The following is a 19,168-nucleotide window of genomic DNA, read 5'->3' on the forward strand; positions in this document are numbered from 1 at the left end:
GGTCAGCGCCCCCGCCGAAGCTCACCGCATGACGAAAAACCTCGCTCACCTCAGTGTCCTGATCTCCGGCGCCAGCGTCGCCGGACCCGCCCTCGCCCTCAACCTCGCCCGCCTCGGCGCCCGTGTCACGGTCGTCGAGAAGGCGCCCGAGCTGCGCGGCGGCGGCTTCGCGGTCGACTTCCGCGGCCAGGTCCACCGCACCGTCCTGACCTCCATGGGCATCTGGGACGAGATCCACGCCCGCCAGACCCACATGGGCCGCCAGACCGTCGTCGACGCCGACGGCAGCCCGCGCGTGGACCTGCCCGCCGAGCTGATGAGCGGCGATGTGGAGATCTTCCGCGGCGAGCTCGCGAAGATCATGTACGAGCGCACCAAGGACGATGTCGAGTACGTCTTCGGCGACTCGGTCACCTCGCTGACCGAGGACGCGCAGGGCGTGGACGTCACCTTCGAACGGGGCGCTGCCCGCCGCTTCGACCTGGTGATCGGCGCCGACGGGCTGCACTCCAACACCCGCCGCCTCGTCTTCGGCGACGAGTCCCGCTACCTGCGCTTCTTCGACCACTACGTGGCCGGCTTCGACGTACCCAACCACCTGGGCCTGGACCGCACCGGCCGGGTCTACAGCGAGCCGGGCCGCGCGCTCGTGATCGGCAACTACGACGGCGATCCGGACCGGGCGGGCGCGCTGTTGGTCTTCCGGTCCGAGGAGCTGTCGTACGACCGCCGGGACGTCACGGCGGTCAGGCGGATCCTGCTGGAGCGTTTCGCCGGGATGGGCTGGGAGACCCCGACCGTCCTGAAGGCGCTGGAGGAGACCGAGGACGTGTACTTCGACGCGATCGCCCAGATCCACGTCGACCGCCTCACCAAGGGGCGCGTGGCGCTGCTCGGTGACGCCGGTTACGGGGCGACCATGGGCGGCATGGGCACGGGCGTGGCGATCGTCGGCGCGTATGTCCTCGCCGGTGAACTCGCCCTCGCGGGCGGTGACTTCCGCACCGCCTTCGCCGAGTACGAGACCCGGATCCGGGACTTCGCGAAGGGCTGCCAGAAGATCTCCGGCAACGCGGGCCCGTTCTTCGCCCCGCCGACCGAGCGGCGCATCCGCAGCCGGGACCGCATGTACCGGGTCCTCGCCTCCCGCCCGCTGGCCCGTTTCTTCAAGCGGCTGACCGAGAAGGCAGCGACCGACATCAAGCTGAGGGAGTACCCCTTCTGAGGGCCCAGGCGTGGTCCACGGGTCCGATCCCGCCGCCGAGTGCGAAGCCGGCCGCGATCGCCCCGGTGACGTACTCCTTGGCCGCCGCCACCGCCTGAGGCACGGACTGCCCCTTCGCGAGCTGCGAGGCGATCGCCGACGCGAGGGTGCAGCCCGTGCCGTGCGTGTGCCGGTTGTCGTGCCGCGGGGCGCGCAGCCAGTGTTCTTCGGAGCCGTCGGTGAGCAGGTCGACGGCATCACCGGAGAGATGGCCGCCCTTGACGAGCACCCAGCGCGGTCCGTACGACAGCACGGCCGCGGCGGCCTCGCGCAGATCCGACTCCGCCCCGACGTGCACCCCGGCGAGTTGGGCCACCTCGTCGAGGTTCGGCGTCGCGACGGTCGCCGCGGGCAGCAGCTTCGTCCGTACGGACTCCAGCGCGGAGGCGGCCAGCAGCGAGTCCCCGTGCTTCGAGATGCCGACCGGGTCGACGACCGCGGGGGCATCGGTCGCGGCGATCAACTCGGCGACCGTCTCGACGAGTTCCGCCGAGGCCAGCATCCCGGTCTTGACCGCCTGTACGCCGATGTCGTCGACCACACTGCGGTACTGGGCCCGCACGGCCTCCACCGGCAGCTCCCAAGCCCCCTGCACGCCAAGGGAGTTCTGCGCGGTGACCGCCGTGACGACACTCATGCCGTGCACGCCGAGCGCGAGCATCGTCTTCAAGTCGGCCTGGATCCCGGCCCCTCCGCCGGAATCCGAGCCCGCGACCGTCAGCACCCTGGGCGGGGCGCTCATGACTCGATGTCCCCGAAGTGGTCCCAGCCGCCCTTGCTGGTCCACGGCGCCCCGTCCACGGTCACCTGGGGCAGCGCCGAGGGGTTGAGCACCTCGCCGATCACCTTCCAGCGGGCCGGCAGCTTCACGTCCGGCGGGAAGGTCGCCACGATCGCGTGGTCCTCTCCCCCGGTCAGCACCCACTGCATGGGGTCGACACCGACGGCCTGCCCGATGTCGTTCATCTGGGACGGGATGTCGATCGCGCCGGAACGGATGTCGATACGGACCTTGCTGGCCTCGGCGATGTGTCCCAGATCGGCGATGAGCCCGTCGCTGACGTCGCACATCGCGGTCGCGCCGAGCCCCGCGGCCGCCGGGCCCGCGTGGTACGGCGGCTCGGGCCGCCGGTGCGCCTCCACGAAGGCGCGCGGCGAACGGAAGCCCCGGGAGAGCACCGCGTAACCGGCCGCGGACCAGCCGAGCCAGCCCGTCACCGCGACCAGGTCCCCGGGCTGGGCGCCACCCCGGGTGATCGGCTCCTGGTTGCGCAGATCGCCGAGCGCGGTGATCGACACCACGATCGTGTCGCCCCGTACGACATCCCCGCCGACCACGGAGGCGCCCGCGACCTGGCACTCGTCGCGGATGCCGTCCATCAGCTCGCTCGGCCAGGTCACCGGGAGTTCGGCGGGCACCACCAGGCCGAGCAGCAGCGCGGTCGGTACGGCACCCATGGCGGCGATGTCCGCGAGGTTCTGCGCAGCGGCCTTACGTCCGACGTCGTAGGCGGTGGACCAGTCGCGGCGGAAGTGCCGTCCCTCCAGGAGGATGTCGGTGCTGGCCACGACCCGGCGGTCGGGCGCGGCCACCACCGCGGCGTCGTCGCCGGGGCCGACCCGGACCGCCGGGGTGGTGGTGAGACGGGAGGTGAGCTCCCTGATGAGCCCGAACTCCCCGAGCTCACCAACAGTGCCCTTCATTGCCCTTGCTCCCCTTCTGTCCCTGGCCGTGCCCGGTCGCGCGTCATCAGTGTCCTCGATACGGTCGAGGTGACCGTCAACCTTTGCCGTGCCTGCACCCCGGCGCGCAAGCCCCGGCCTCCGCAGGTCTCCCCGCGGCGAGCGGCGACGCGATACCGTGGCGTTCCTTTTCCCCACATGATCCTCGTGGCCGCCCTGGAGGTTCCGTGGTACAGGCGTACATCCTGATCCAGACGGAGGTCGGCAAGGCGTCGACCGTCGCCGAGACGATCAGCAAGATCCCTGGAGTCATCCAGGCCGAGGACGTGACAGGACCTTATGACGTGATCGTGCGGGCCCAGGCCGACACCGTGGACGACCTGGGCCGCATGGTGGTCGCGAAGGTCCAGCAGGTGGACGGCATCACCCGCACCCTGACCTGCCCGGTCGTCCATCTGTAGCCCCCGTCTACCCTTGGCCGGTGAAGCTTTTTCGTCGCCGGCACCCTGTCGTTGCCGGGCTGCCCGTACTCGCACTGCTGATCGGCACCGCGGGCTGCTCATCAGCAGACGACAGCGCGTCGGCGGCGGTTCCCTCGCCGGGAGCGAAGGTCGCTGCGCTGTGCCGGAGCCTGGACAAGGTGCTGCCGGCCAAGGTCGACGGTCTGAGTCGCCGGGACCCCACGCCCGCGTCGGCGCTGACCGCGGGCTGGGGGGACCCGGCGATCATACTGCGCTGCGGTGTTCCGCGGCCCGCGGAGATGAGTGATCCGGAGGCCGACGGGGTCGAGGTCAACGGCGTCGGGTGGCTGCTGCAGAAGCAGAAGGACGGGTCCTTCCGCTTCACCTCGACGCTGCGGAGGGCTTACGTCGAGGTGAGTATCCCTGCGGGGCGGGCCGGGGATGGCATGGCGCCGTTGGTTGATCTGGCGCCTGCCATCAAGAAAGCGGTGCCGGCGGGTGTTGCCGACTAATCGCCGTCGGCGGAAAGGTCATACGTCGACTGCGAGTCGTGGTTGGTTGCTCGCGCAGTTCCCCGCGCCCCTTGCGGGGCGCTTCACCTCAGCCCGGTCGACCTGCGCAGTGCCGCCTGGATGAGTTTGTCCACCAGCTCGGGGTAGCTCATGCCGGTCGCCTGCCACATCTGGGGGTACATCGAGATGGGGGTCATGCCGGGCATGGTGTTGATCTCGTTGATCACGAACTCGCCGTCCTCGGTGAGGAAGAAGTCCGCGCGCACCAGGCCCTCGCAGGACGCGGCCTCGAAGGCGTCCACCGCGAGCCGCTGCACCTCGGCGGTCTCCTCGGGCGTCAGCGGCGCCGGGACGATCCCCGGGGTCGAGTCGATGTACTTCGCCTCGAAGTCGTAGTACGCGTGCGTGTCCGGCGGCGGGATCTCGGAGGGCACGCTCGCCCGCGGACCGTCCGCGAACTCCAGCACCCCGCACTCGATCTCGCGGCCGCGCAGCGCGGCCTCCACGAGGATCTTCGGGTCGTGCCGCTGGGCCTCGGCGATCGCGTCGCCGAGGCCGGCGATGTCGTCGACCTTGGTGATGCCGATCGACGAGCCCGCGCGCGCGGGCTTCACGAAGAGCGGCCAGCCGTGCTCGCCCGCGAAATCGACGATCTTCTTGCGGGCGGCCGACTCGTCCTGCTCCCACTCACGCGGCCTGATCACCACGTACGGGCCGACCTTGAGCCCGAAGGAGGTGAACACCCGCTTCATGTATTCCTTGTCCTGGCCGACGGCCGAGGCGAGCACGCCCGAACCCACGTACGGGACGCCGGAGAGCTCCAGCAGGCCCTGCAGGGTGCCGTCCTCGCCGTACGGTCCGTGCAGGACGGGGAAGACGACGTCGACCTCGCCGAGCGCCTTGGGCACCGATCCGGGCTCGCTGACGACTACTTCACGGTTGCCGGGGTCGAGGGGGAGCACCACACCGCCCTCGCCCGACTCGGCGACGTCCTCCACCTCGGGGGTACGGCGGTCGGTGATCGCCATGCGTTCGGGCTCGTCGGCGGTGAGGGCCCAGCGGCCCTCCCGGGTGATGCCGATCGGCAGGACGTCGTACTTGGTCCGGTCGATGGCCTTGAGGACGGCGCCTGCGGTGACCACGGAGATCCCGTGTTCGGAGCTGCGCCCGCCGAACACGACGGCCACGCGCGGCTTGCGAGGCGGCTGCTCAGGGCTCTGGGGGAGGTTCTCGGTGCTCATATCGCGTTGAGCGTACCCGTTGGTAGAGCCCCGATACAGCGTCGACTCAGCGGGTTCGCTCAGCGTCGTTCGGGCTTCGCGCTGCGCGACATCAGCTCCTTGAGGGCGACCACCGGGGGCTTGCCCTCGTGCACGATGTCCACGACGGTCTCGGTGATGGGCATCTCCACGCCGTGCCGGCGGGCCAGATCCGCCACGGACTCACACGACTTGACGCCTTCGGCGGTCTGCTTGGTGACCGCGATGGTCTCCTGCAGGGTCATGCCCTTGCCGAGGTTGGTGCCGAAGGTGTGGTTGCGCGACAGCGGCGAGGAGCAGGTCGCCACCAGGTCGCCCAGGCCCGCGAGTCCGGAGAAGGTCAGCGGGTCGGCGCCCAGCGCGATGCCGAGCCGGGTGGTCTCGGCGAGGCCGCGGGTTATGAGCGAGCCCTTGGCGTTGTCGCCGAGGCCCATGCCGTCCGCGATGCCGACGGCGAGGCCGATCACGTTCTTGACGGCACCGCCCAGTTCGCAGCCGACCACGTCCGTGTTCGTGTACGGCCGGAAGTACGGCGTGTGACAGGCGGCCTGGAGCCGCTGGGCGACCGCCTCGTCGGTGCAGGCGACGACGGCCGCGGCGGGCATCCGGGCGGCGATCTCCCGCGCGAGGTTGGGCCCGGTGACGACGGCGATCCGGTCGGCGCCCACCTTGGCGACGTCCTCGATCACCTCGCTCATCCGCATGGCGGAACCGAGTTCGACGCCCTTCATGAGGGAGACGAGGGTCGTGTCGGGCGCGAGCAGCGGCGCCCATTCGGCGAGGTTGCCCCGCAGCGTCTGCGAGGGGATCGCGAGGACGGTGAAGTCGGCGCCGCGGGCGGCCTCGGCGGCGTCCGCCGTCGCCCGTACGTTGTCCGGGAGTTCGACACCGGGAAGGTAGTCGGGGTTCGTCCGCGTGGAGTTGACCGCCTCCGCGAGTTCGGCTCGCCGGCCCCACAGGGTGACCTCGCACCCCGCGTCGGCGAGCACCATGGCGAACGCGGTGCCCCACGAACCCGTGCCGAAGACGGCCGCCTTGACGGGCTTGCTCACGTACCCTGCCCCTCTTCCTGCTCGGCCTTCTCCCGGACCTGCTTCTGCTCGTGCGTCCTGCGCCGCTGCTCGATCCGCTCACGGCGCGGGTCGTACGGCGTCTCGGGCGCCTTCTTGCCGCGGATCTCCTCCAGCTGGCGGGTGATGGCGGCCATGATGACCTCGGTCGCCTCCTTCAGGAGGTCCGGGGTCATCTCCTTGTCGTAGAAGCGCGAGAGATCGACGGGCGGCCCAGCGAGCACGTGGTGGGTCTTGCGCGGCCGGAGGTTCGGCTTCTTGGCGTACGGCGGCAGCAGCTCGTTGGCGCCCCACTGAGCCACGGGAATCACCGGGCACTTGGTCGTCAGGGCGACGCGCGCGGCACCGGTCTTGCCGGTCATGGGCCACTGGTCCGGGTCCCGGGTGATGGTGCCCTCGGGGTAGAAGGCCACGCACTCGCCGCGCTCCACGGCGTCGATCGCGGCGCGGAATGCGCTCAGCGCGTCCGTGGTCTCGCGGTAGACGGGGATCTGTCCGGTGCCGCGCATCGCGGCGCCGACGAATCCCTTCTTGAAAAGGCCGCTCTTCGCCAGGAATCGCGGAACCCGTCCGGTGTTGTACTGATAGTGCGCATACGCGAAGGGGTCCACATGGGAATTGTGGTTCACCGCGGTGATAAATCCGCCCTCGGCCGGAATGTGCTCCATTCCGCGCCAGTCCCGCTTGATCAGAACCACCAGTGGCGGTTTGCAGAGCACCGCTGCGAAGCGGTACCAGAAGCCGATTCTGCGGCGGGGCACGCGGACACCTTCCTCTAGGGCCTTGGGGGGCCGCACAAGTGTCGCCCCAGGCCGCCGGTCTGTCGAGAACACCGTACGCCCCGACGACGCGACCGCCAGATGGTCCAGGTGACGGCTGAGTGACAATGGCCGCGACAAGAGAGGGACGGAACGCCGGTGCTGTGGACCTTGGTCATACCCCTGAAACCCCTGAGGCGCGCCAAGAGCAGGCTCTCGGACACCGCGGCCGACGGGCTGCGCCCCGGCCTCGCTCTCGCCTTCGCCCAGGACACCGTCGCGGCGGCGCTGGCCTGCCCCGCGGTCGGGGATGTGGCGGTCGTCACGGACGACGCCCTGGCCGGCCGAGAGCTCGCCGCGCTGGGCGCGCGGATCGTTCCCGACGAGCCCCGAGGGGGTCTCAACGCGGCCCTGACGCACGGGGTGACCGCCGTACGCGCCGTACGGCCCGGCAGCCCCGTCGCGGCCCTGAACGCCGATCTTCCGGCGCTGCGGCCCCTGGAATTGTCCCGCGTGCTGGACGCGGCCGCGGAATTCCCCCGCGCTTTCCTCGCCGACGCGGCGGCGATCGGTACCACGTTGCTGGCCGCAACCCCCGGGCAGGAATTGCTCCCGGCATTCGGCCTGGATTCCCGTGCCCGGCACCGGGAGTCCGGAGCCGTGGAGCTCATGCTCGGGAACGTGGATTCCGTACGCCAGGACGTCGACACGGGCGCCGACTTGCGCGCGGCGCTGGCGCTGGGGGTGGGGGGGTTTACGGCGCTGGTGTCGGCGGGGCTGCTGATCCCAGGTACCTGAGATGCCGGTGCGGAGGTGGGTTGGGCGCTGCTCGCTGAGAGGTGCCGCCTGCGCCCACCCGTGCCGCCCTAGGCGGCACGATTGCCCGCAGGCTGAGCTGGGCTCAGCGCCCCGAAGGGGCGCGGGGAACTGCGCGACCAGCCACAACCCATCCGCAGTCGGCAGACAGCCGCACGCCAACGGCGAGCCGCCGCAGGCACTAGGCTGGCCGACATGCAAGCCACCGCATACACGTACGACGCCGAGACAAGGACCGGCAGCGTGCTGCTGGACGACGGCACCCCGGTGCCCTTCGACGCACCGGCGTTCGACGCGGGCGGCCTGCGACTGCTCCGCGCCGGTCAGCGCGTACGTATCGAGACGGAGGGCGCCAAAGACAGCCTCCGGATCACCCTGGTGACGCTCCAGACCCTCTGACCAGGCTCTCTGCCCCCGAAAACACGCCGCGGGCCGGACTCCGATGCGGAGTCCGGCCCGGCGCGTGAGTGCCCCTGTGCCCTTACCTCTTACCTCTTGCGGGCCGTGGCCGTCTTGGCGGTGGTGGTCTTGCGGGCCGTCGACTTCTTGGCGGGGGCCTTCTTGGCCGTCGCCTTCTTCGCCGGGGCCTTCTTCGCGGTCGCCGTCTTGGCGGTGCTCTTCTTCGCCGCGGTGGTCTTGGCGGCGCCCGTGGTCTTCTTGGCCGTCGTCTTCTTCGCGGTCGTCTTCTTGGCGGCGGCCGTCGTCTTCTTCGCCGTCGTCTTCTTCGCCGTGGTCTTCTTGGCGGCGGCCGCCTTGGTGGTCTTCTTCGCGGCCGCCTTCTTCACGGTCGCCGAAGCGCCACCGGTCAGGCTGCCCTTGGGCGCCTTCTTGACGGCGACCTCGCCGCCGCGCGGGAGCTTCTTCGAGCCGCTCACCAGGTCCTTGAAGCCCTGGCCCGCGCGGAAGCGCGGAACGGAGGTCTTCTTGACCCGAACCCGCTCGCCGGTCTGCGGGTTGCGGGCGTAGCGGGCCGGACGGTCGACCTTCTCGAACGAGCCGAAGCCGGTGACCGAGACCCGGTCCCCGGCGACGGTCGCGCGGACGATGGCGTCCAGGACCGCGTCGACAGCCTCGGCGGCCTGCTGTCGGCCGCCCAGCTTGTCGGCAATCGCTTCTACGAGCTGCGCCTTGTTCACGTCTTCCCCTTCGGAGACATTGCCAGAACGAAAGTGTTCAAGCTTTTTCGCACGTTAGGCAGATATATACCGCAAATCAAACACGAAACGGGCTAATCACCCGTGCGCCGCAACGAACTCGGCTGTCTCGAACGCGTTCAGCGGTCCTCTTCGGGGAATCGACCCTCGTCGAGGTCCACGGTGAACGCCTCCAGACGCCTTGCCGCATCGGCGAGATCGTGCTTGGCCGCGGCCGTAATGACCAGCAGCTTCCGGGTCAGCGCCATCCGTACGCCCTCCGGGACTTGCAGTGCGCGCACCCTTGTGTGCGCTTCCTTCAGTTGGTCCGCGACTGCCGCATAGAGCTCGAGTTGGCCGTCGTGTTCCATGCACAGATTGTGCCATCTGGGGCGAGTTGTCGCCTGCGGGGGTCGCAACTGATGCCTCAAACGGCCTTCCGGGCTCCGGTGGAAGTCGCGCCTTCACAACTCGGCTACCCCGGCAACAACCGTCGTAACGTGGGAAGTTGGGAACGGGCGCGAGCGCGTCCGAGGCCGCTCGGGCCCGGACACAGCTGTACCCCCGATCGGGCCGATCGGGGGTACAGCGGGGGTGTTCAGGTGGCCGAAACCCGACCTGGGGAGGGGCTCGGGATCAGACCTTGAGCGTCTGCGGCTTGTACGACGGGCGCTTGGCCTCGTACGCGGCGATGTCGGCCTCGTTCTGGAGGGTGATGGAGATGTCGTCCAGCCCGTTCAGCAGCCGCCAGCGGGAGTTCTCGTCCAGCTCGAAGGAGGCGGTGATGCCCTCGGCGCGCACCTCGCGGGCCTCCAGGTCGACGGTGATCTCGGCCTCGGGGTCCTGCTCCGTGAGCTCCCACAGCGCGTCCACGATCTTCTGCTCCAGAACGACTGTGAGCAGGCCGTTCTTCAGCGAGTTACCGCGGAAGATGTCGGCGAAGCGGGACGAGATCACGGCCTTGAAGCCGTAGTTCTGCAGCGCCCACACCGCGTGCTCACGGGAGGAGCCGGTGCCGAAGTCGGGGCCGGCGACCAGGACCGTGGCGCCCTGTCGCTCGGGGCTGTTGAGGATGAAGGTCTCGTCCTTGCGCCAGGCCTCGAACAGCCCGTCCTCGAAACCGTCCCGCGTGACCTTCTTGAGCCAGTGAGCAGGGATGATCTGGTCGGTGTCGACGTTGGAGCGGCGCAGCGGGACGGCCCGGCCGGTGTGCGTGGTGAATGCTTCCATGACTCTCAGACTCCAGCGGGCGTACGGGTCTCGGCGTCGGACAGGTCGGCCGGGGAGGCCAGGTGGCCCAGGACCGCCGTCGCGGCGGCGACCTGCGGCGACACCAGGTGCGTACGACCGCCCTTGCCCTGCCGGCCCTCGAAGTTGCGGTTGGAGGTGGACGCGGAGCGCTCACCCGGGGCCAGCTGGTCGGGGTTCATGCCCAGACACATCGAGCAGCCCGCGTGCCGCCATTCGGCGCCGGCCTCCTTGAAGACGACGTCCAGGCCCTCCGAGACGGCCTGCAGACCGACCCGCGCGGAGCCGGGGACGACCAGCATCCGTACGCCGTCGGCGACTTTGCGGCCCTCGACGATCGCGGCCGCGGCGCGCAGGTCCTCGATGCGGCCGTTGGTGCAGGAGCCTACGAAGACGGTGTCCACCTTGATGGAGCGCAGCGACTGTCCGGCCTCCAACCCCATGTATTCCAGGGCCTTTTCGGCGGCGAGGCGCTCCGATGCGTCTTCGTACGAAGCCGGGTCGGGGACGGCGGACGAAAGCGGCGCACCCTGGCCCGGGTTGGTGCCCCAGGTGACGAACGGCGACAGCGAGGCGGCGTCGATGACGACCTCGGCGTCGAACTCGGCGTCCTCGTCCGTCCTCAGCGTCTTCCAGTACGCGACGGCGGCGTCCCAGTCCTCGCCCTCGGGGGCGTGGGCGCGGCCCTTGATGTACTCGAAGGTGGTCTCGTCGGGGGCGATCATGCCCGCGCGGGCACCGGCCTCGATCGACATGTTGCAGATGGTCATCCGGGCCTCCATCGAGAGCTTCTCGATGGCGGAGCCGCGGTACTCCAGGATGTAGCCCTGGCCGCCGCCGGTACCGATCTTGGCGATGATCGCCAGGATCAGGTCCTTGGCCGTGACGCCCTCGGGCAGTTCGCCGTCGACCGTGATCGCCATGGTCTTCGGGCGGGCCAGCGGCAGCGTCTGGGTGGCCAGCACGTGCTCGACCTGCGAGGTGCCGATGCCGAACGCCAGCGCGCCGAACGCGCCGTGCGTGGAGGTGTGGGAGTCACCGCACACGACCGTCGTACCGGGCTGGGTCAGACCCAGCTGCGGGCCGACGACGTGCACGACGCCCTGCTCGACGTCGCCCAGTGGGTGCAGCCGGACGCCGAACTCGGCGCAGTTCTTGCGCAGCGTCTCCAGCTGGGCCCGGGAGACCGGGTCCGCGATCGGCTTGTCGATGTCGAGGGTCGGGGTGTTGTGGTCCTCGGTCGCGATGGTGAGGTCGAGACGGCGCACCGGGCGGCCGTTCTGACGCAGACCGTCGAAGGCCTGCGGGCTGGTCACCTCGTGCAGGAGGTGGAGATCGATGAAGAGGAGGTCGGGCTCGCCCTCGGCGCGCCGGACGACGTGGTCGTCCCAGACCTTCTCCGCGAGTGTCCTACCCATCGCTTTCCCTCCGGCCGGCAAACGTCCACCGGCCCAACTAGAGATCTTGAGGAGACGGCGCCCGGCCCCAATTCACGGGCATCCGTCATCCGGCCCGTTCGGTCAGCGGGCCGCTGTGCATACAAGGGTTGCGCGTCTCACGAAAAAAGGAACTTGCGTTTCACAGAGTGAGACGTGAGTATCGTTTCATGGACAACAGTAGCGGCGTGGGCGTTCTGGACAAGGCAGCCCTTGTCCTCAGCGCCCTCGAGTCCGGACCTGCCACCCTCGCGGGACTGGTGGCGGCCACCGGACTGGCACGACCGACGGCCCACAGACTGGCCGTGGCCCTGGAGCACCACCGTATGGTGGCACGCGACATGCAGGGCCGTTTCATTCTCGGCCCGCGCCTGGCGGAGCTGGCTGCGGCCGCCGGCGAGGACCGTCTTCTCGCGACCGCGGGCCCGGTGCTCACGCATCTGCGGGACGTGACGGGCGAGAGCGCCCAGCTCTACCGCCGCCAGGGCGACATGCGCATCTGCGTCGCCGCGGCGGAGCGCCTGTCCGGACTTCGGGACACCGTCCCGGTCGGCTCGACGCTCACGATGAAGGCCGGTTCCTCGGCGCAGATCCTGATGGCCTGGGAAGAGCCGGAGCGCCTGCACCGGGGCCTGCAGGGCGCCCGCTTCACGGCCACCGCCCTCTCGGGCGTGCGGCGGCGCGGCTGGGCCCAGTCCATCGGCGAGCGGGAACCGGGCGTCGCGTCCGTCTCCGCGCCCGTACGCGGCCCGTCCAACCGCGTGGTGGCCGCCGTGTCCGTCTCCGGCCCCATCGAGCGCCTGACGCGCCACCCGGGCCGTATGCACGCCCAGGCGGTCATCGACGCCGCCGCCCGCCTCTCCGAGGCACTGCGCCGCACCGGCTGACGCACGGGCCGTAGGAACGTCGGCGGGGAGGGCCCGCCTCAACGCCGCGGCAGGCCCTCCCCGCTCCCCCGATCCCCCCTCGTCACCCGGTCTTCTCGGCCGCCTTCTGCTCGGCCCCGGCCGCCGACCGGTACGCGAAACGGTCCTTGGCGTACCGCCCCCGCTTCTCCAGCGGCACCTGCCCGTGCGCACCGGCGAGTCCGAAGGCCGGCATGTCGAAGTAGACGGCCTCGTAGGACCCCTCGGGAACCACGTACGCCTCGTGCCACAGCCCCACATGGCCGCGCACCTTGCCCGTGCGTTCCTTGCCGTTGATGATCGACCAGGCCCGGTGGTGGAACATCTCCGGCGAGTGCGCGTAGGCGTACAACTTCTCCTTGGACTCCCAGTACTGGACGATGTAGTACGTCCGCGGCGAGGCCGTCAGCAGTACGCGCCCCAGCAGCCCCCGGTCATGGTTCCGCGCAAGCTCCCCAAGCATGCGGAACATCGCCAGCATGACCGGCAGCCACTGGTGCACCGCCCAGAAGTGGTTCACCCGCATGCCGATGAGCAGGACCACCACATCACCTTCCGCATCCGCGGTCGTGCGACCTCGTACCGGCTTCGCGAACATGGCGGTCCCCTGCCTCCCTCTTCGGATAGCGGAGCTATCCTTCTGTCCGGTGCTTGGATAGTGGCACTTCCCAAGGAGAGGCGCAAGAGATGCGGCTGGCCGAGCTCAGCGAGCGCAGTGGGGTGTCCACCGCGACGATCAAGTACTACCTGCGCGAAGGTCTGTTGCCGCCCGGAGTCCAGGTCAACGCCACGACGGCCGAGTACGACGAGGAGCATCTGCGCCGGCTGCGGCTGGTGCGGGCGATGATCCAGGTGGGCCGGGTGCCGGTGGCGACGGTCCGGGAGGTGCTGGGGCATGTCGACGACGACTCCCTGCCACGGGCGATCCGCCTCGGCGCCGCGGTGTGGGCGCTGCCGCAGGTGCCGGAGCCGGACGAGGACGACGAGTTCGTCCAGGCCGCCCACCGGGAGGTCACCGCGCTCCTGGACCGGCTCGGCTGGCAGAACGCCAAGCGGCTGACCTCCCTCTCCCCCGCGTACCGTTCGCTGGTGGTGGGGGTGGCCGCGCTGCGCCGGCTCGGCTACGACTTCGGGATCGAAATGCTCACGCCCTACGCCGAGTTGATGTACCGGACGGCGGTCCAGGACCTGGACAACATGGAGGCGCACTCCTCGCAGCAGGAGGAGCAGATCGAGTTCGCGATCCTGGGGGCGATCCTCAACGAGCCGGTGCTCCAGGCGCTGCACCGGCTGGCGCAGGAGGAGGAGACGACGCGGCGGTACGGCTTCGAGTAGCCGCCGGCGGGCATGACGAAGGCCCTCCGCCGAAGCGAAGGGCCTTCATGATGTACCCCCGACCGGATTCGAACCGGCGCTACCGCCTTGAGAGGGCGGCGTGCTAGGCCGCTACACAACGGGGGCGAGGATCTTGCAAGCGATCAGTACCGCACCGCCGCAGATCCGAGCTGGTCTACCTGGACTCGAACCAAGACTAACTGAACCAGAATCAGTCGTGCTGCCAATTACACCATAGACCAATGTGGTTTAGACCAGTTTGTACCCCCGACCGGATTCGAACCGGCGCTACCGCCTTGAGAGGGCGGCGTGCTAGGCCGCTACACAACGGGGGCCCTAGCGATCCCGAGTTGATCGAGATCAGTACCCCCGACCGGATTCGAACCGGCGCTACTGCCTTGAGAGGGCAGCGTGCTAGGCCGCTACACAACGGGGGCTTAGCGGATGACATCCGCGGTGCGGATGAGCTCCGCGAGCTGGCCTACCTGGACTCGAACCAAGACTAACTGAACCAGAATCAGTCGTGCTGCCAATTACACCATAGGCCACTGGAACGCAAGCCCCTGCGGGGTTCTTGTTCTAGTTCGCTCCTCCGGTTCCGGACCTTTCGGCCCGCTCTCCGGCGGCGCAGGAAGAACATTACCCGAAGGTGGACGGGGCTCCAAAACGGGTATCGGCGCCGAGGACGGCGGGGAGTTCGGCGAGGGAGGCGATCCGGTGCGGGCCCGTGGGGGCGTCACCGCTGGTGTGCGCGCCGTTGCGGTCGATCCACACCGACAGCAGCCCGGCGTCGGCGGCACCGCGCCCGTCGATCTCCGGGTGGTCGCCGACGTACGCGACCTGGTGCGGCGCGAGTCCCAGGGCCTCGCAGGCTGCCAGGAAGGCGCCGGCCTCGGGCTTGGAGACGCCGAGTTCGGCGGCACACAGGATGACCTCGAAGCGGTGGTGCACGCCGAGGGTGCGCAGCTTGCGGTCCTGGACGGTGAGACTGGAGTTGGACAGCACCGCGTGCCGGTGGCTGGCCGCGAGGGCGTCCAGGGCGGGCAGGACGTCCGGGAAGAGGGCCCAGGCGGCCTCGTAGTGCGCCATGTACCGCCGGAACCAGGCGTCGGCCCGGGCGTCGGTGAGCTGCTCGCCGAGGAACACCCGTACGCGATCGCGGCGCTGGCCTTCGAAGGTCACCTCGCCCGCCGAGAACCGCGCCCACTGTTGGTCGGTGATCTCACGCCACCGCGCGAGGGCCTGCTCCGCGGTCTCGTCCCCGGTGAACAGGCCCTCGGCGGACAGATGGGACCGCATGCCCTCGCGGTCCGCGCTGGTGTAGTCGAAGAGGGTGTCGTCGACGTCCCAGACCACGGCGCGAATGCTCATGATCCGACCGTAACCCGGAGGTCGGGGGCGTGTCCGTGGATCGGCGACTGTCACACGGGGGCGTCGGTGGGGGCCGGCGCGACGAAGAAGTCCGTGAGGTAGCAGGTGACCTCGCCGGCGGCGGTGCGGCCGATCCAGGTGGGGTAGAACCCGTCGCCCCAGCCGGAGGTGAACGCGGCCAGCGTGTGGCCGGTGGAGGTGGAGGTGACCAGGTGGGGCCCATGCGACCAGTCGCTGTTCTCGAAGACCTCCCACAGCGGCCCCTCTTCCTCCTCGGTCCCGGGGAAGGCCTCCTCGGCCGCGGCGTCGTAGAAGCAGCCGGTGCCGGCGTCGACGCCGTAGCCGAAGAACTCGTCGTCCCCGAGTTCGGCGAGGTCCTGTTCCGGGCCGACGGCCAACTCCCAGGTCGCGGTGGGCTCGTCGCGGATCACCAGGCGGGCCGCCGCCACCCGCTGGTGGGGGCGCTCGGCCGGGGGCTCGCCGGGACGGGTGAGGGTCGCTACAGCCGCGTCGACGCGGTAGCGACCGGGGGCGACGGTGACGGTGAACGGCTCCATGTCCCCGGACCCGAGGTAGACGAACGGGTCGCAGGCGACGACCCGTCCGGTGGGCAGGTCGAGCATCCCGCCGTCGGCCACGTGGATGACGCCCGTCTGCCCGGACTCGTAGGCGAACGTGCTGCCCGGCGTGAACAGCCAGGTGTAGTCACGAGGAGACATCGGCATGACAGGTGCCCTTCCGGATCTTGAGAACGATGCCGGAACACTAGTGCGCCCCACTGACAACGCCGAGGGGCGGCGGCCGCAACGGCCGCCGCCTCTGCACGCGCGTGTGCGCTACGCCGCCAGCTTCGCCAGCGCCGCGTCGATGCGGGCCAGGGTCTTCTCCTTGCCCAGGATCTCCAGGGACTCGAACAGGGGCAGGCCGACCGTGCGGCCGGTGACGGCGACGCGGACCGGGGCCTGGGCCTTGCCGAGCTTGAGGCCGTGGGCCTCACCGGCGGCCAGGACGGCCTCCTTGAGGGACTCGGCGGAGGTCCAGTCGGCGGACTCCAGCTTCTCGCGGGCCGTACGCAGGAGAGCGTCCGAGCCCTCCTTCATCGCCTTCGTCCAGGACGGCTCGTCGAAGACCGGCTCGGCGAGGAACAGGAAGTCGACGTTGTCCGTGATCTCCGAGAGGACCTTCAGACGGGTCTGGGCGTGCGGGGCGACCGCCTGCCACTTGGCCTCGTCGAAGTCCTCCGGCGCCCAGGGCGCGAAGGGGGCCCTGAGCCAGGGGGCGCAGCGCTCCGTGAAGTCCTTCACATCCAGCAGTCGGATGTGGTCGGCGTTGATCGCCTCGCACTTCTTGAGGTCGAAGCGGGCCGGGTTGGGGTTCACGTCCGCGATGTCGAAGGCCGCGACCATCTCCCCGATGGTGAAGATGTCCTTGTCCGCGGAGAGCGACCAGCCCAGCAGGGACAGGTAGTTGAGCAGGCCCTCCGGGAGGAAGCCGCGCTCGCGGTAGAGGTTCAGGGAGGACTGCGGGTCGCGCTTGGACAGCTTCTTGTTGCCCTCGCCCATGACGTAGGGCAGATGACCGAAGGCCGGGATCTGCTTCGCGATGCCGAGTTCGATCAGCGCCTTGTAGAGGGCGATCTGGCGGGGGGTGGAGGAGAGCAGGTCCTCGCCGCGCAGGACGTGGGTGATCTCCATCAGGGCGTCGTCGACCGGGTTGACCAGCGTGTACAGCGGGGCGCCGTTCGCGCGGACGATGCCGTAGTCCGGCACGTTCTCCGGCGTGAACGTCAGCTCGCCGCGGACCAGGTCCGTGAAGGTGATCGTCTCGTCGGGCATGCGGAAGCGGACGATCGGGGTGCGGCCCTGGGCCTTGTACTCCTCGACCTGGGCGGCCGTGAGGTCACGGCAGTGGCCGTCGTAGCCGGACGGCTTGCCGGCGGCGCGGGCGGCCTCACGGCGGGTGTCCAGCTCCTCCTGGGAGCAGTAGCAGTGATAGGCGTGCCCGGCGGCGAGGAGCTTCTGCGCGACGTCGGCGTAGAGGTCCATGCGCTGCGACTGGCGGTACGGCGCGTGCGGGCCGCCGACCTCCGGGCCCTCGTCCCAGTCGAAGCCCAGCCAGCGCATCGAGTCGAGCAGCTGGTTGTACGACTCCTCGGAGTCGCGGGCGGCGTCGGTGTCCTCGATGCGGAAGACCAGAGTGCCCTGGTGGTGCCGGGCGAACGCCCAGTTGAACAGGGCGGTGCGGACCAGGCCCACATGGGGGTTACCGGTGGGCGAGGGGCAGAAACGGACGCGTACGGGGGAGCCGGGTGCGCTAGCCACGCTTGACAACCTTGTTGGTGAGAGTGCCGATGCCTTCGATGGTGACGGCGACCTCGTCGCCGACGGTGAGCGGCCCGACGCCTGCCGGGGTGCCCGTGAGGATCACGTCGCCGGGGAGCAGCGTCATGGCCTCGGAGATGTTGACGATCAGATCCTCGATGGGGTGGATCATCTCGCTGGTGCGGCCGAGCTGGCGTTGTTCGCCGTTGACCGTGAGCTGGACGGTCAGGTCGGACGCGGTGGCGAGGTCGAGATCCGTCTCCACCCAGGGGCCGAGCGGGCAGGAGGTGTCGAAGCCCTTGGCCCGGGCCCACTGCTTCTCACGCTTCTGCACATCGCGGGCGGTGACGTCGTTGGCGCAGGTGTAGCCGAAGATGACGTCCGCCACGCGCTCGCGCGGGACCTCGCGGCACATGCGGCCGATGACCACGGCCAGTTCGGCCTCGTGGTGGAGGTCCTCGGTGAAGGTGGGGTACTGGATCTCGTCGCCGGGGCCGATCACCGAGGTGGACGGCTTGAAGAAGGCGAACGGCGCGTCGGGCACCTCGTTGCCCAGTTCCTTCGCGTGCTCCGCGTAGTTGCGGCCGAAGGCCACGACCTTGTTGGGGAGCACCGGCGGGAGCAGCCTGACCTTGCTGACCGGCACCTTCGTACCGGAGAGCTCGAAGTCCGCGAACGGGATGCCCTTGATGATGTCGAGGACGAGCTCGTCCGGCTTGTCGCCCTCGACCGCGCCGAAGGCGACGTTCCCGTCGATGGAGAACCTGGCGATGCGCACGGGATCCTGCGCCCCTCACTTGAGCCGGCTGGAGTCTGACGCTCCAGGCTAACGCGGCAAGGGGGCTGCGCTTGGCGCATTTGATCCGTGCGCGGCCGCGGTGAGTGATCTACGGCCGGTGTGCGTACTACTGCGCGACGGAGGCCGTGGCGGGGGCCTCCATCAGGATGGTGCGGCGCGGGTTGGCCGTCTGGGACGGGAGGTCGACGGAGTGCTCCGGCTGCTGCGGCGTCTGCAGTGCGTCGGCGTCCTCGAGGTGCGCCAGCGTCGTGCGCCGCGGGTTGGCTATGTTGCGGAACATCATCGTCGTCTTCACTGTTGTACGTGACCTTGTCGTCTACGGGCGCCCGGCCGGGGCCAGCGGCCTCTCGCGCAGGCGCGGTTGTCAAAGTGTTACGTCCTGTAAAGCGTCAGGCTAAACATTCAATTCCCTCCCCACGACGCGAAGACCCCATGATCAGCATGTGAGTTTGCTCACGACCCGAGCGGCAAAACGGTCAATTCCGGCCTGTGGGTGACCCCTACGAAACGGACATTGACCCCCTGAAGCCATCATTCCGCTCCTGATCATGGCGACTGGGACACCGCTCCCACCTGGGCGACTCGCTCACATAAGTCCGTTATGGACGAGATCACTTTCTACGTCCGGTGACCCCGCACTCACATGCAGTCACGTGGGTCACGGCATAGTGCTCGGCCCTTGTTGGAGATCCGGCACTGTGCTGGAATTCCACGGACCGCCGCAGGATCGAGCCGGCGCACAGGGGGCGCGACAAGCGCCGCGTTGCGGCGAGAAGGGGGAGCCAGCGCCGGTCACT

General features: G+C 69.5%; 22 protein-coding genes and 5 tRNA genes. 7 read left to right on the forward strand and 20 right to left on the reverse strand.

Annotated elements, in window-relative coordinates:
- The first annotated feature begins 28 nt into the window (after positions 1 to 28).
- Entirely contained in the window at positions 29 to 1,225 is a 1,197-nt protein-coding gene (locus ACFY1U_RS40150; protein WP_390698986.1) for an FAD-dependent monooxygenase, read from the forward strand.
- Here the strand turns inward: ACFY1U_RS40150 and thiD are convergent.
- Positions 1,200 to 2,006 (reverse strand): bifunctional hydroxymethylpyrimidine kinase/phosphomethylpyrimidine kinase, encoded by an 807-nt coding sequence (gene thiD, locus ACFY1U_RS40155; protein ID WP_390698987.1) that lies wholly within the window; start codon positions 2,004 to 2,006, stop codon positions 1,200 to 1,202. The two genes, ACFY1U_RS40150 and thiD, sit on opposite strands and share 26 nt — an antisense overlap.
- Positions 2,003 to 2,968 carry a thiamine-phosphate kinase gene (locus ACFY1U_RS40160; protein WP_030943058.1) on the reverse strand — a complete coding sequence of 322 codons (966 nt, stop codon included), beginning with the start codon at positions 2,966 to 2,968 and terminating at the stop codon, positions 2,003 to 2,005. The genes thiD and ACFY1U_RS40160 overlap by 4 nt, the downstream gene beginning before the upstream one ends.
- A gap of 206 nt (positions 2,969 to 3,174) precedes the next feature.
- Here ACFY1U_RS40160 and ACFY1U_RS40165 point away from each other — a divergent pair, with 206 nt between their 5' ends.
- Together ACFY1U_RS40165 and ACFY1U_RS40170 are read left to right on the forward strand one after the other, a co-directional pair.
- The gene (locus ACFY1U_RS40165) at positions 3,175 to 3,408 is read left to right on the forward strand and encodes an Lrp/AsnC family transcriptional regulator (protein WP_003997603.1); all 234 of its coding nucleotides are present in this window, start codon (positions 3,175 to 3,177) and stop codon (positions 3,406 to 3,408) included.
- A 20-nt stretch (positions 3,409 to 3,428) separates the two neighbouring features.
- Complete coding sequence (locus ACFY1U_RS40170) at positions 3,429 to 3,920, forward strand: DUF3515 domain-containing protein (RefSeq protein ID WP_390698988.1); 492 nt, start codon at positions 3,429 to 3,431, stop codon at positions 3,918 to 3,920.
- Positions 3,921 to 4,003: 83 nt separating this feature from the next.
- On the opposite strand, the gene ACFY1U_RS40175 is transcribed toward ACFY1U_RS40170, so the two are convergent.
- From ACFY1U_RS40175 to ACFY1U_RS40185, 3 genes are read right to left on the reverse strand one after another with little or no spacing between them, the layout of a single operon-like run.
- The gene (locus ACFY1U_RS40175) at positions 4,004 to 5,161 is read right to left on the reverse strand and encodes a D-alanine--D-alanine ligase family protein (RefSeq protein WP_390698989.1); all 1,158 of its coding nucleotides are present in this window, start codon (positions 5,159 to 5,161) and stop codon (positions 4,004 to 4,006) included.
- Between the two features lie 59 nt (positions 5,162 to 5,220).
- Entirely contained in the window at positions 5,221 to 6,231 is a 1,011-nt protein-coding gene (locus ACFY1U_RS40180) for an NAD(P)H-dependent glycerol-3-phosphate dehydrogenase (RefSeq protein ID WP_351475399.1), read from the reverse strand.
- Entirely contained in the window at positions 6,228 to 7,010 is a 783-nt protein-coding gene (locus ACFY1U_RS40185; RefSeq protein WP_390698990.1) for a lysophospholipid acyltransferase family protein, read from the reverse strand. The genes ACFY1U_RS40180 and ACFY1U_RS40185 overlap by 4 nt, the downstream gene beginning before the upstream one ends.
- A 156-nt stretch (positions 7,011 to 7,166) precedes the next feature.
- On the opposite strand from ACFY1U_RS40185, the gene cofC reads away from it, so the two are divergent.
- On the forward strand, positions 7,167 to 7,805 hold the full coding sequence (cofC, locus tag ACFY1U_RS40190) for a 2-phospho-L-lactate guanylyltransferase (protein WP_390698991.1): 639 nt from the start codon (positions 7,167 to 7,169) through the stop codon (positions 7,803 to 7,805).
- Positions 7,806 to 8,018: 213 nt separating this feature from the next.
- A complete protein-coding gene (locus tag ACFY1U_RS40195) occupies positions 8,019 to 8,222 on the forward strand; it encodes a hypothetical protein (protein WP_390698992.1) in 204 nt (67 codons plus the stop codon).
- An 89-nt stretch (positions 8,223 to 8,311) separates the two neighbouring features.
- On the opposite strand, the gene ACFY1U_RS40200 is transcribed toward ACFY1U_RS40195, so the two are convergent.
- From ACFY1U_RS40200 to leuC, 4 genes are all read right to left on the reverse strand, one after another.
- Positions 8,312 to 8,959 (reverse strand): HU family DNA-binding protein, encoded by a 648-nt coding sequence (locus tag ACFY1U_RS40200; protein WP_390698993.1) that lies wholly within the window; start codon positions 8,957 to 8,959, stop codon positions 8,312 to 8,314.
- 137 nt (positions 8,960 to 9,096) lie between these two features.
- Complete coding sequence (locus ACFY1U_RS40205; protein WP_390698994.1) at positions 9,097 to 9,327, reverse strand: hypothetical protein; 231 nt, start codon at positions 9,325 to 9,327, stop codon at positions 9,097 to 9,099.
- A gap of 265 nt (positions 9,328 to 9,592) precedes the next feature.
- Positions 9,593 to 10,186, reverse strand: coding sequence for a 3-isopropylmalate dehydratase small subunit (gene leuD / locus ACFY1U_RS40210; protein WP_390698995.1), 594 nt, complete (start codon positions 10,184 to 10,186; stop codon positions 9,593 to 9,595).
- Positions 10,187 to 10,191: 5 nt separating this feature from the next.
- Positions 10,192 to 11,622: a 3-isopropylmalate dehydratase large subunit gene (gene leuC, locus ACFY1U_RS40215; protein ID WP_390698996.1), complete on the reverse strand. Its 1,431-nt coding sequence runs from the start codon at positions 11,620 to 11,622 to the stop codon at positions 10,192 to 10,194.
- A 188-nt stretch (positions 11,623 to 11,810) separates the two neighbouring features.
- On the opposite strand from leuC, the gene ndgR reads away from it, so the two are divergent.
- On the forward strand, positions 11,811 to 12,527 hold the full coding sequence (gene ndgR / locus ACFY1U_RS40220) for an IclR family transcriptional regulator NdgR (protein ID WP_015036427.1): 717 nt from the start codon (positions 11,811 to 11,813) through the stop codon (positions 12,525 to 12,527).
- Positions 12,528 to 12,609: 82 nt separating this feature from the next.
- Here ndgR and ACFY1U_RS40225 read toward each other — a convergent pair whose 3' ends face one another.
- Positions 12,610 to 13,143: a DUF4188 domain-containing protein gene (locus ACFY1U_RS40225; RefSeq protein WP_390698997.1), complete on the reverse strand. Its 534-nt coding sequence runs from the start codon at positions 13,141 to 13,143 to the stop codon at positions 12,610 to 12,612.
- An 89-nt stretch (positions 13,144 to 13,232) separates the two neighbouring features.
- Between ACFY1U_RS40225 and ACFY1U_RS40230 the strand changes: the two genes are divergently transcribed.
- Positions 13,233 to 13,880 (forward strand): MerR family transcriptional regulator, encoded by a 648-nt coding sequence (locus tag ACFY1U_RS40230; protein ID WP_390698998.1) that lies wholly within the window; start codon positions 13,233 to 13,235, stop codon positions 13,878 to 13,880.
- 53 nt (positions 13,881 to 13,933) lie between these two features.
- Here ACFY1U_RS40230 and ACFY1U_RS40235 read toward each other — a convergent pair.
- The 10 genes from ACFY1U_RS40235 to ACFY1U_RS40280 all read right to left on the reverse strand — a co-directional run bounded on the left by ACFY1U_RS40235 (position 13,934) and on the right by ACFY1U_RS40280 (position 18,666).
- A tRNA-Glu gene (locus ACFY1U_RS40235) sits at positions 13,934 to 14,006 on the reverse strand.
- 44 nt (positions 14,007 to 14,050) lie between these two features.
- Positions 14,051 to 14,122, reverse strand: a tRNA-Gln gene (locus tag ACFY1U_RS40240).
- Between the two features lie 20 nt (positions 14,123 to 14,142).
- Positions 14,143 to 14,215 (reverse strand) — tRNA-Glu (locus ACFY1U_RS40245).
- A 29-nt stretch (positions 14,216 to 14,244) separates the two neighbouring features.
- Positions 14,245 to 14,317, reverse strand: a tRNA-Glu gene (locus ACFY1U_RS40250).
- 39 nt (positions 14,318 to 14,356) lie between these two features.
- Positions 14,357 to 14,428: transfer RNA gene (locus ACFY1U_RS40255), tRNA-Gln, on the reverse strand.
- Between the two features lie 91 nt (positions 14,429 to 14,519).
- On the reverse strand, positions 14,520 to 15,251 hold the full coding sequence (locus tag ACFY1U_RS40260; protein ID WP_390698999.1) for an HAD family hydrolase: 732 nt from the start codon (positions 15,249 to 15,251) through the stop codon (positions 14,520 to 14,522).
- Between the two features lie 50 nt (positions 15,252 to 15,301).
- Positions 15,302 to 15,976: a DUF4241 domain-containing protein gene (locus ACFY1U_RS40265; RefSeq protein ID WP_390699000.1), complete on the reverse strand. Its 675-nt coding sequence runs from the start codon at positions 15,974 to 15,976 to the stop codon at positions 15,302 to 15,304.
- Positions 15,977 to 16,087: 111 nt separating this feature from the next.
- A complete protein-coding gene (gene gltX / locus ACFY1U_RS40270) occupies positions 16,088 to 17,572 on the reverse strand; it encodes a glutamate--tRNA ligase (protein WP_390699001.1) in 1,485 nt (494 codons plus the stop codon).
- Positions 17,565 to 18,350: a fumarylacetoacetate hydrolase family protein gene (locus ACFY1U_RS40275; RefSeq protein WP_390699002.1), complete on the reverse strand. Its 786-nt coding sequence runs from the start codon at positions 18,348 to 18,350 to the stop codon at positions 17,565 to 17,567. Before ACFY1U_RS40275 ends, gltX begins: the two co-directional genes overlap by 8 nt.
- A gap of 127 nt (positions 18,351 to 18,477) precedes the next feature.
- The gene (locus ACFY1U_RS40280) at positions 18,478 to 18,666 is read right to left on the reverse strand and encodes a hypothetical protein (protein WP_390699003.1); all 189 of its coding nucleotides are present in this window, start codon (positions 18,664 to 18,666) and stop codon (positions 18,478 to 18,480) included.
- Positions 18,667 to 19,168: the final 502 nt, after the last annotated feature.

This window comes from Streptomyces sp. NPDC001351, from assembly GCF_042896045.1.
Classification (GTDB): domain Bacteria; phylum Actinomycetota; class Actinomycetes; order Streptomycetales; family Streptomycetaceae; genus Streptomyces.

Bases quoted from the DNA above. Each gene is read 5' to 3' on its own strand.
- ACFY1U_RS40195 (WP_390698992.1), top strand. From the start codon at position 8,019: ATGCAAGCCACCGCATACACGTACGACGCCGAGACAAGGACCGGCAGC.
- ACFY1U_RS40225 (WP_390698997.1), bottom strand. From the start codon at position 13,143: ATGTTCGCGAAGCCGGTACGAGGTCGCACGACCGCGGATGCGGAAGGT.
- leuD (WP_390698995.1), bottom strand. From the start codon at position 10,186: ATGGAAGCATTCACCACGCACACCGGCCGGGCCGTCCCGCTGCGCCGC.
- ACFY1U_RS40175 (WP_390698989.1), bottom strand. From the start codon at position 5,161: ATGAGCACCGAGAACCTCCCCCAGAGCCCTGAGCAGCCGCCTCGCAAG.
- ACFY1U_RS40230 (WP_390698998.1), top strand. From the start codon at position 13,233: ATGCGGCTGGCCGAGCTCAGCGAGCGCAGTGGGGTGTCCACCGCGACG.
- thiD (WP_390698987.1), bottom strand. From the start codon at position 2,006: ATGAGCGCCCCGCCCAGGGTGCTGACGGTCGCGGGCTCGGATTCCGGC.
- leuC (WP_390698996.1), bottom strand. From the start codon at position 11,622: ATGGGTAGGACACTCGCGGAGAAGGTCTGGGACGACCACGTCGTCCGG.
- ACFY1U_RS40265 (WP_390699000.1), bottom strand. From the start codon at position 15,976: ATGCCGATGTCTCCTCGTGACTACACCTGGCTGTTCACGCCGGGCAGC.
- ACFY1U_RS40150 (WP_390698986.1), top strand. From the start codon at position 29: ATGACGAAAAACCTCGCTCACCTCAGTGTCCTGATCTCCGGCGCCAGC.
- ndgR (WP_015036427.1), top strand. From the start codon at position 11,811: ATGGACAACAGTAGCGGCGTGGGCGTTCTGGACAAGGCAGCCCTTGTC.
- ACFY1U_RS40160 (WP_030943058.1), bottom strand. From the start codon at position 2,968: ATGAAGGGCACTGTTGGTGAGCTCGGGGAGTTCGGGCTCATCAGGGAG.
- ACFY1U_RS40205 (WP_390698994.1), bottom strand. From the start codon at position 9,327: ATGGAACACGACGGCCAACTCGAGCTCTATGCGGCAGTCGCGGACCAA.
- ACFY1U_RS40260 (WP_390698999.1), bottom strand. From the start codon at position 15,251: ATGAGCATTCGCGCCGTGGTCTGGGACGTCGACGACACCCTCTTCGAC.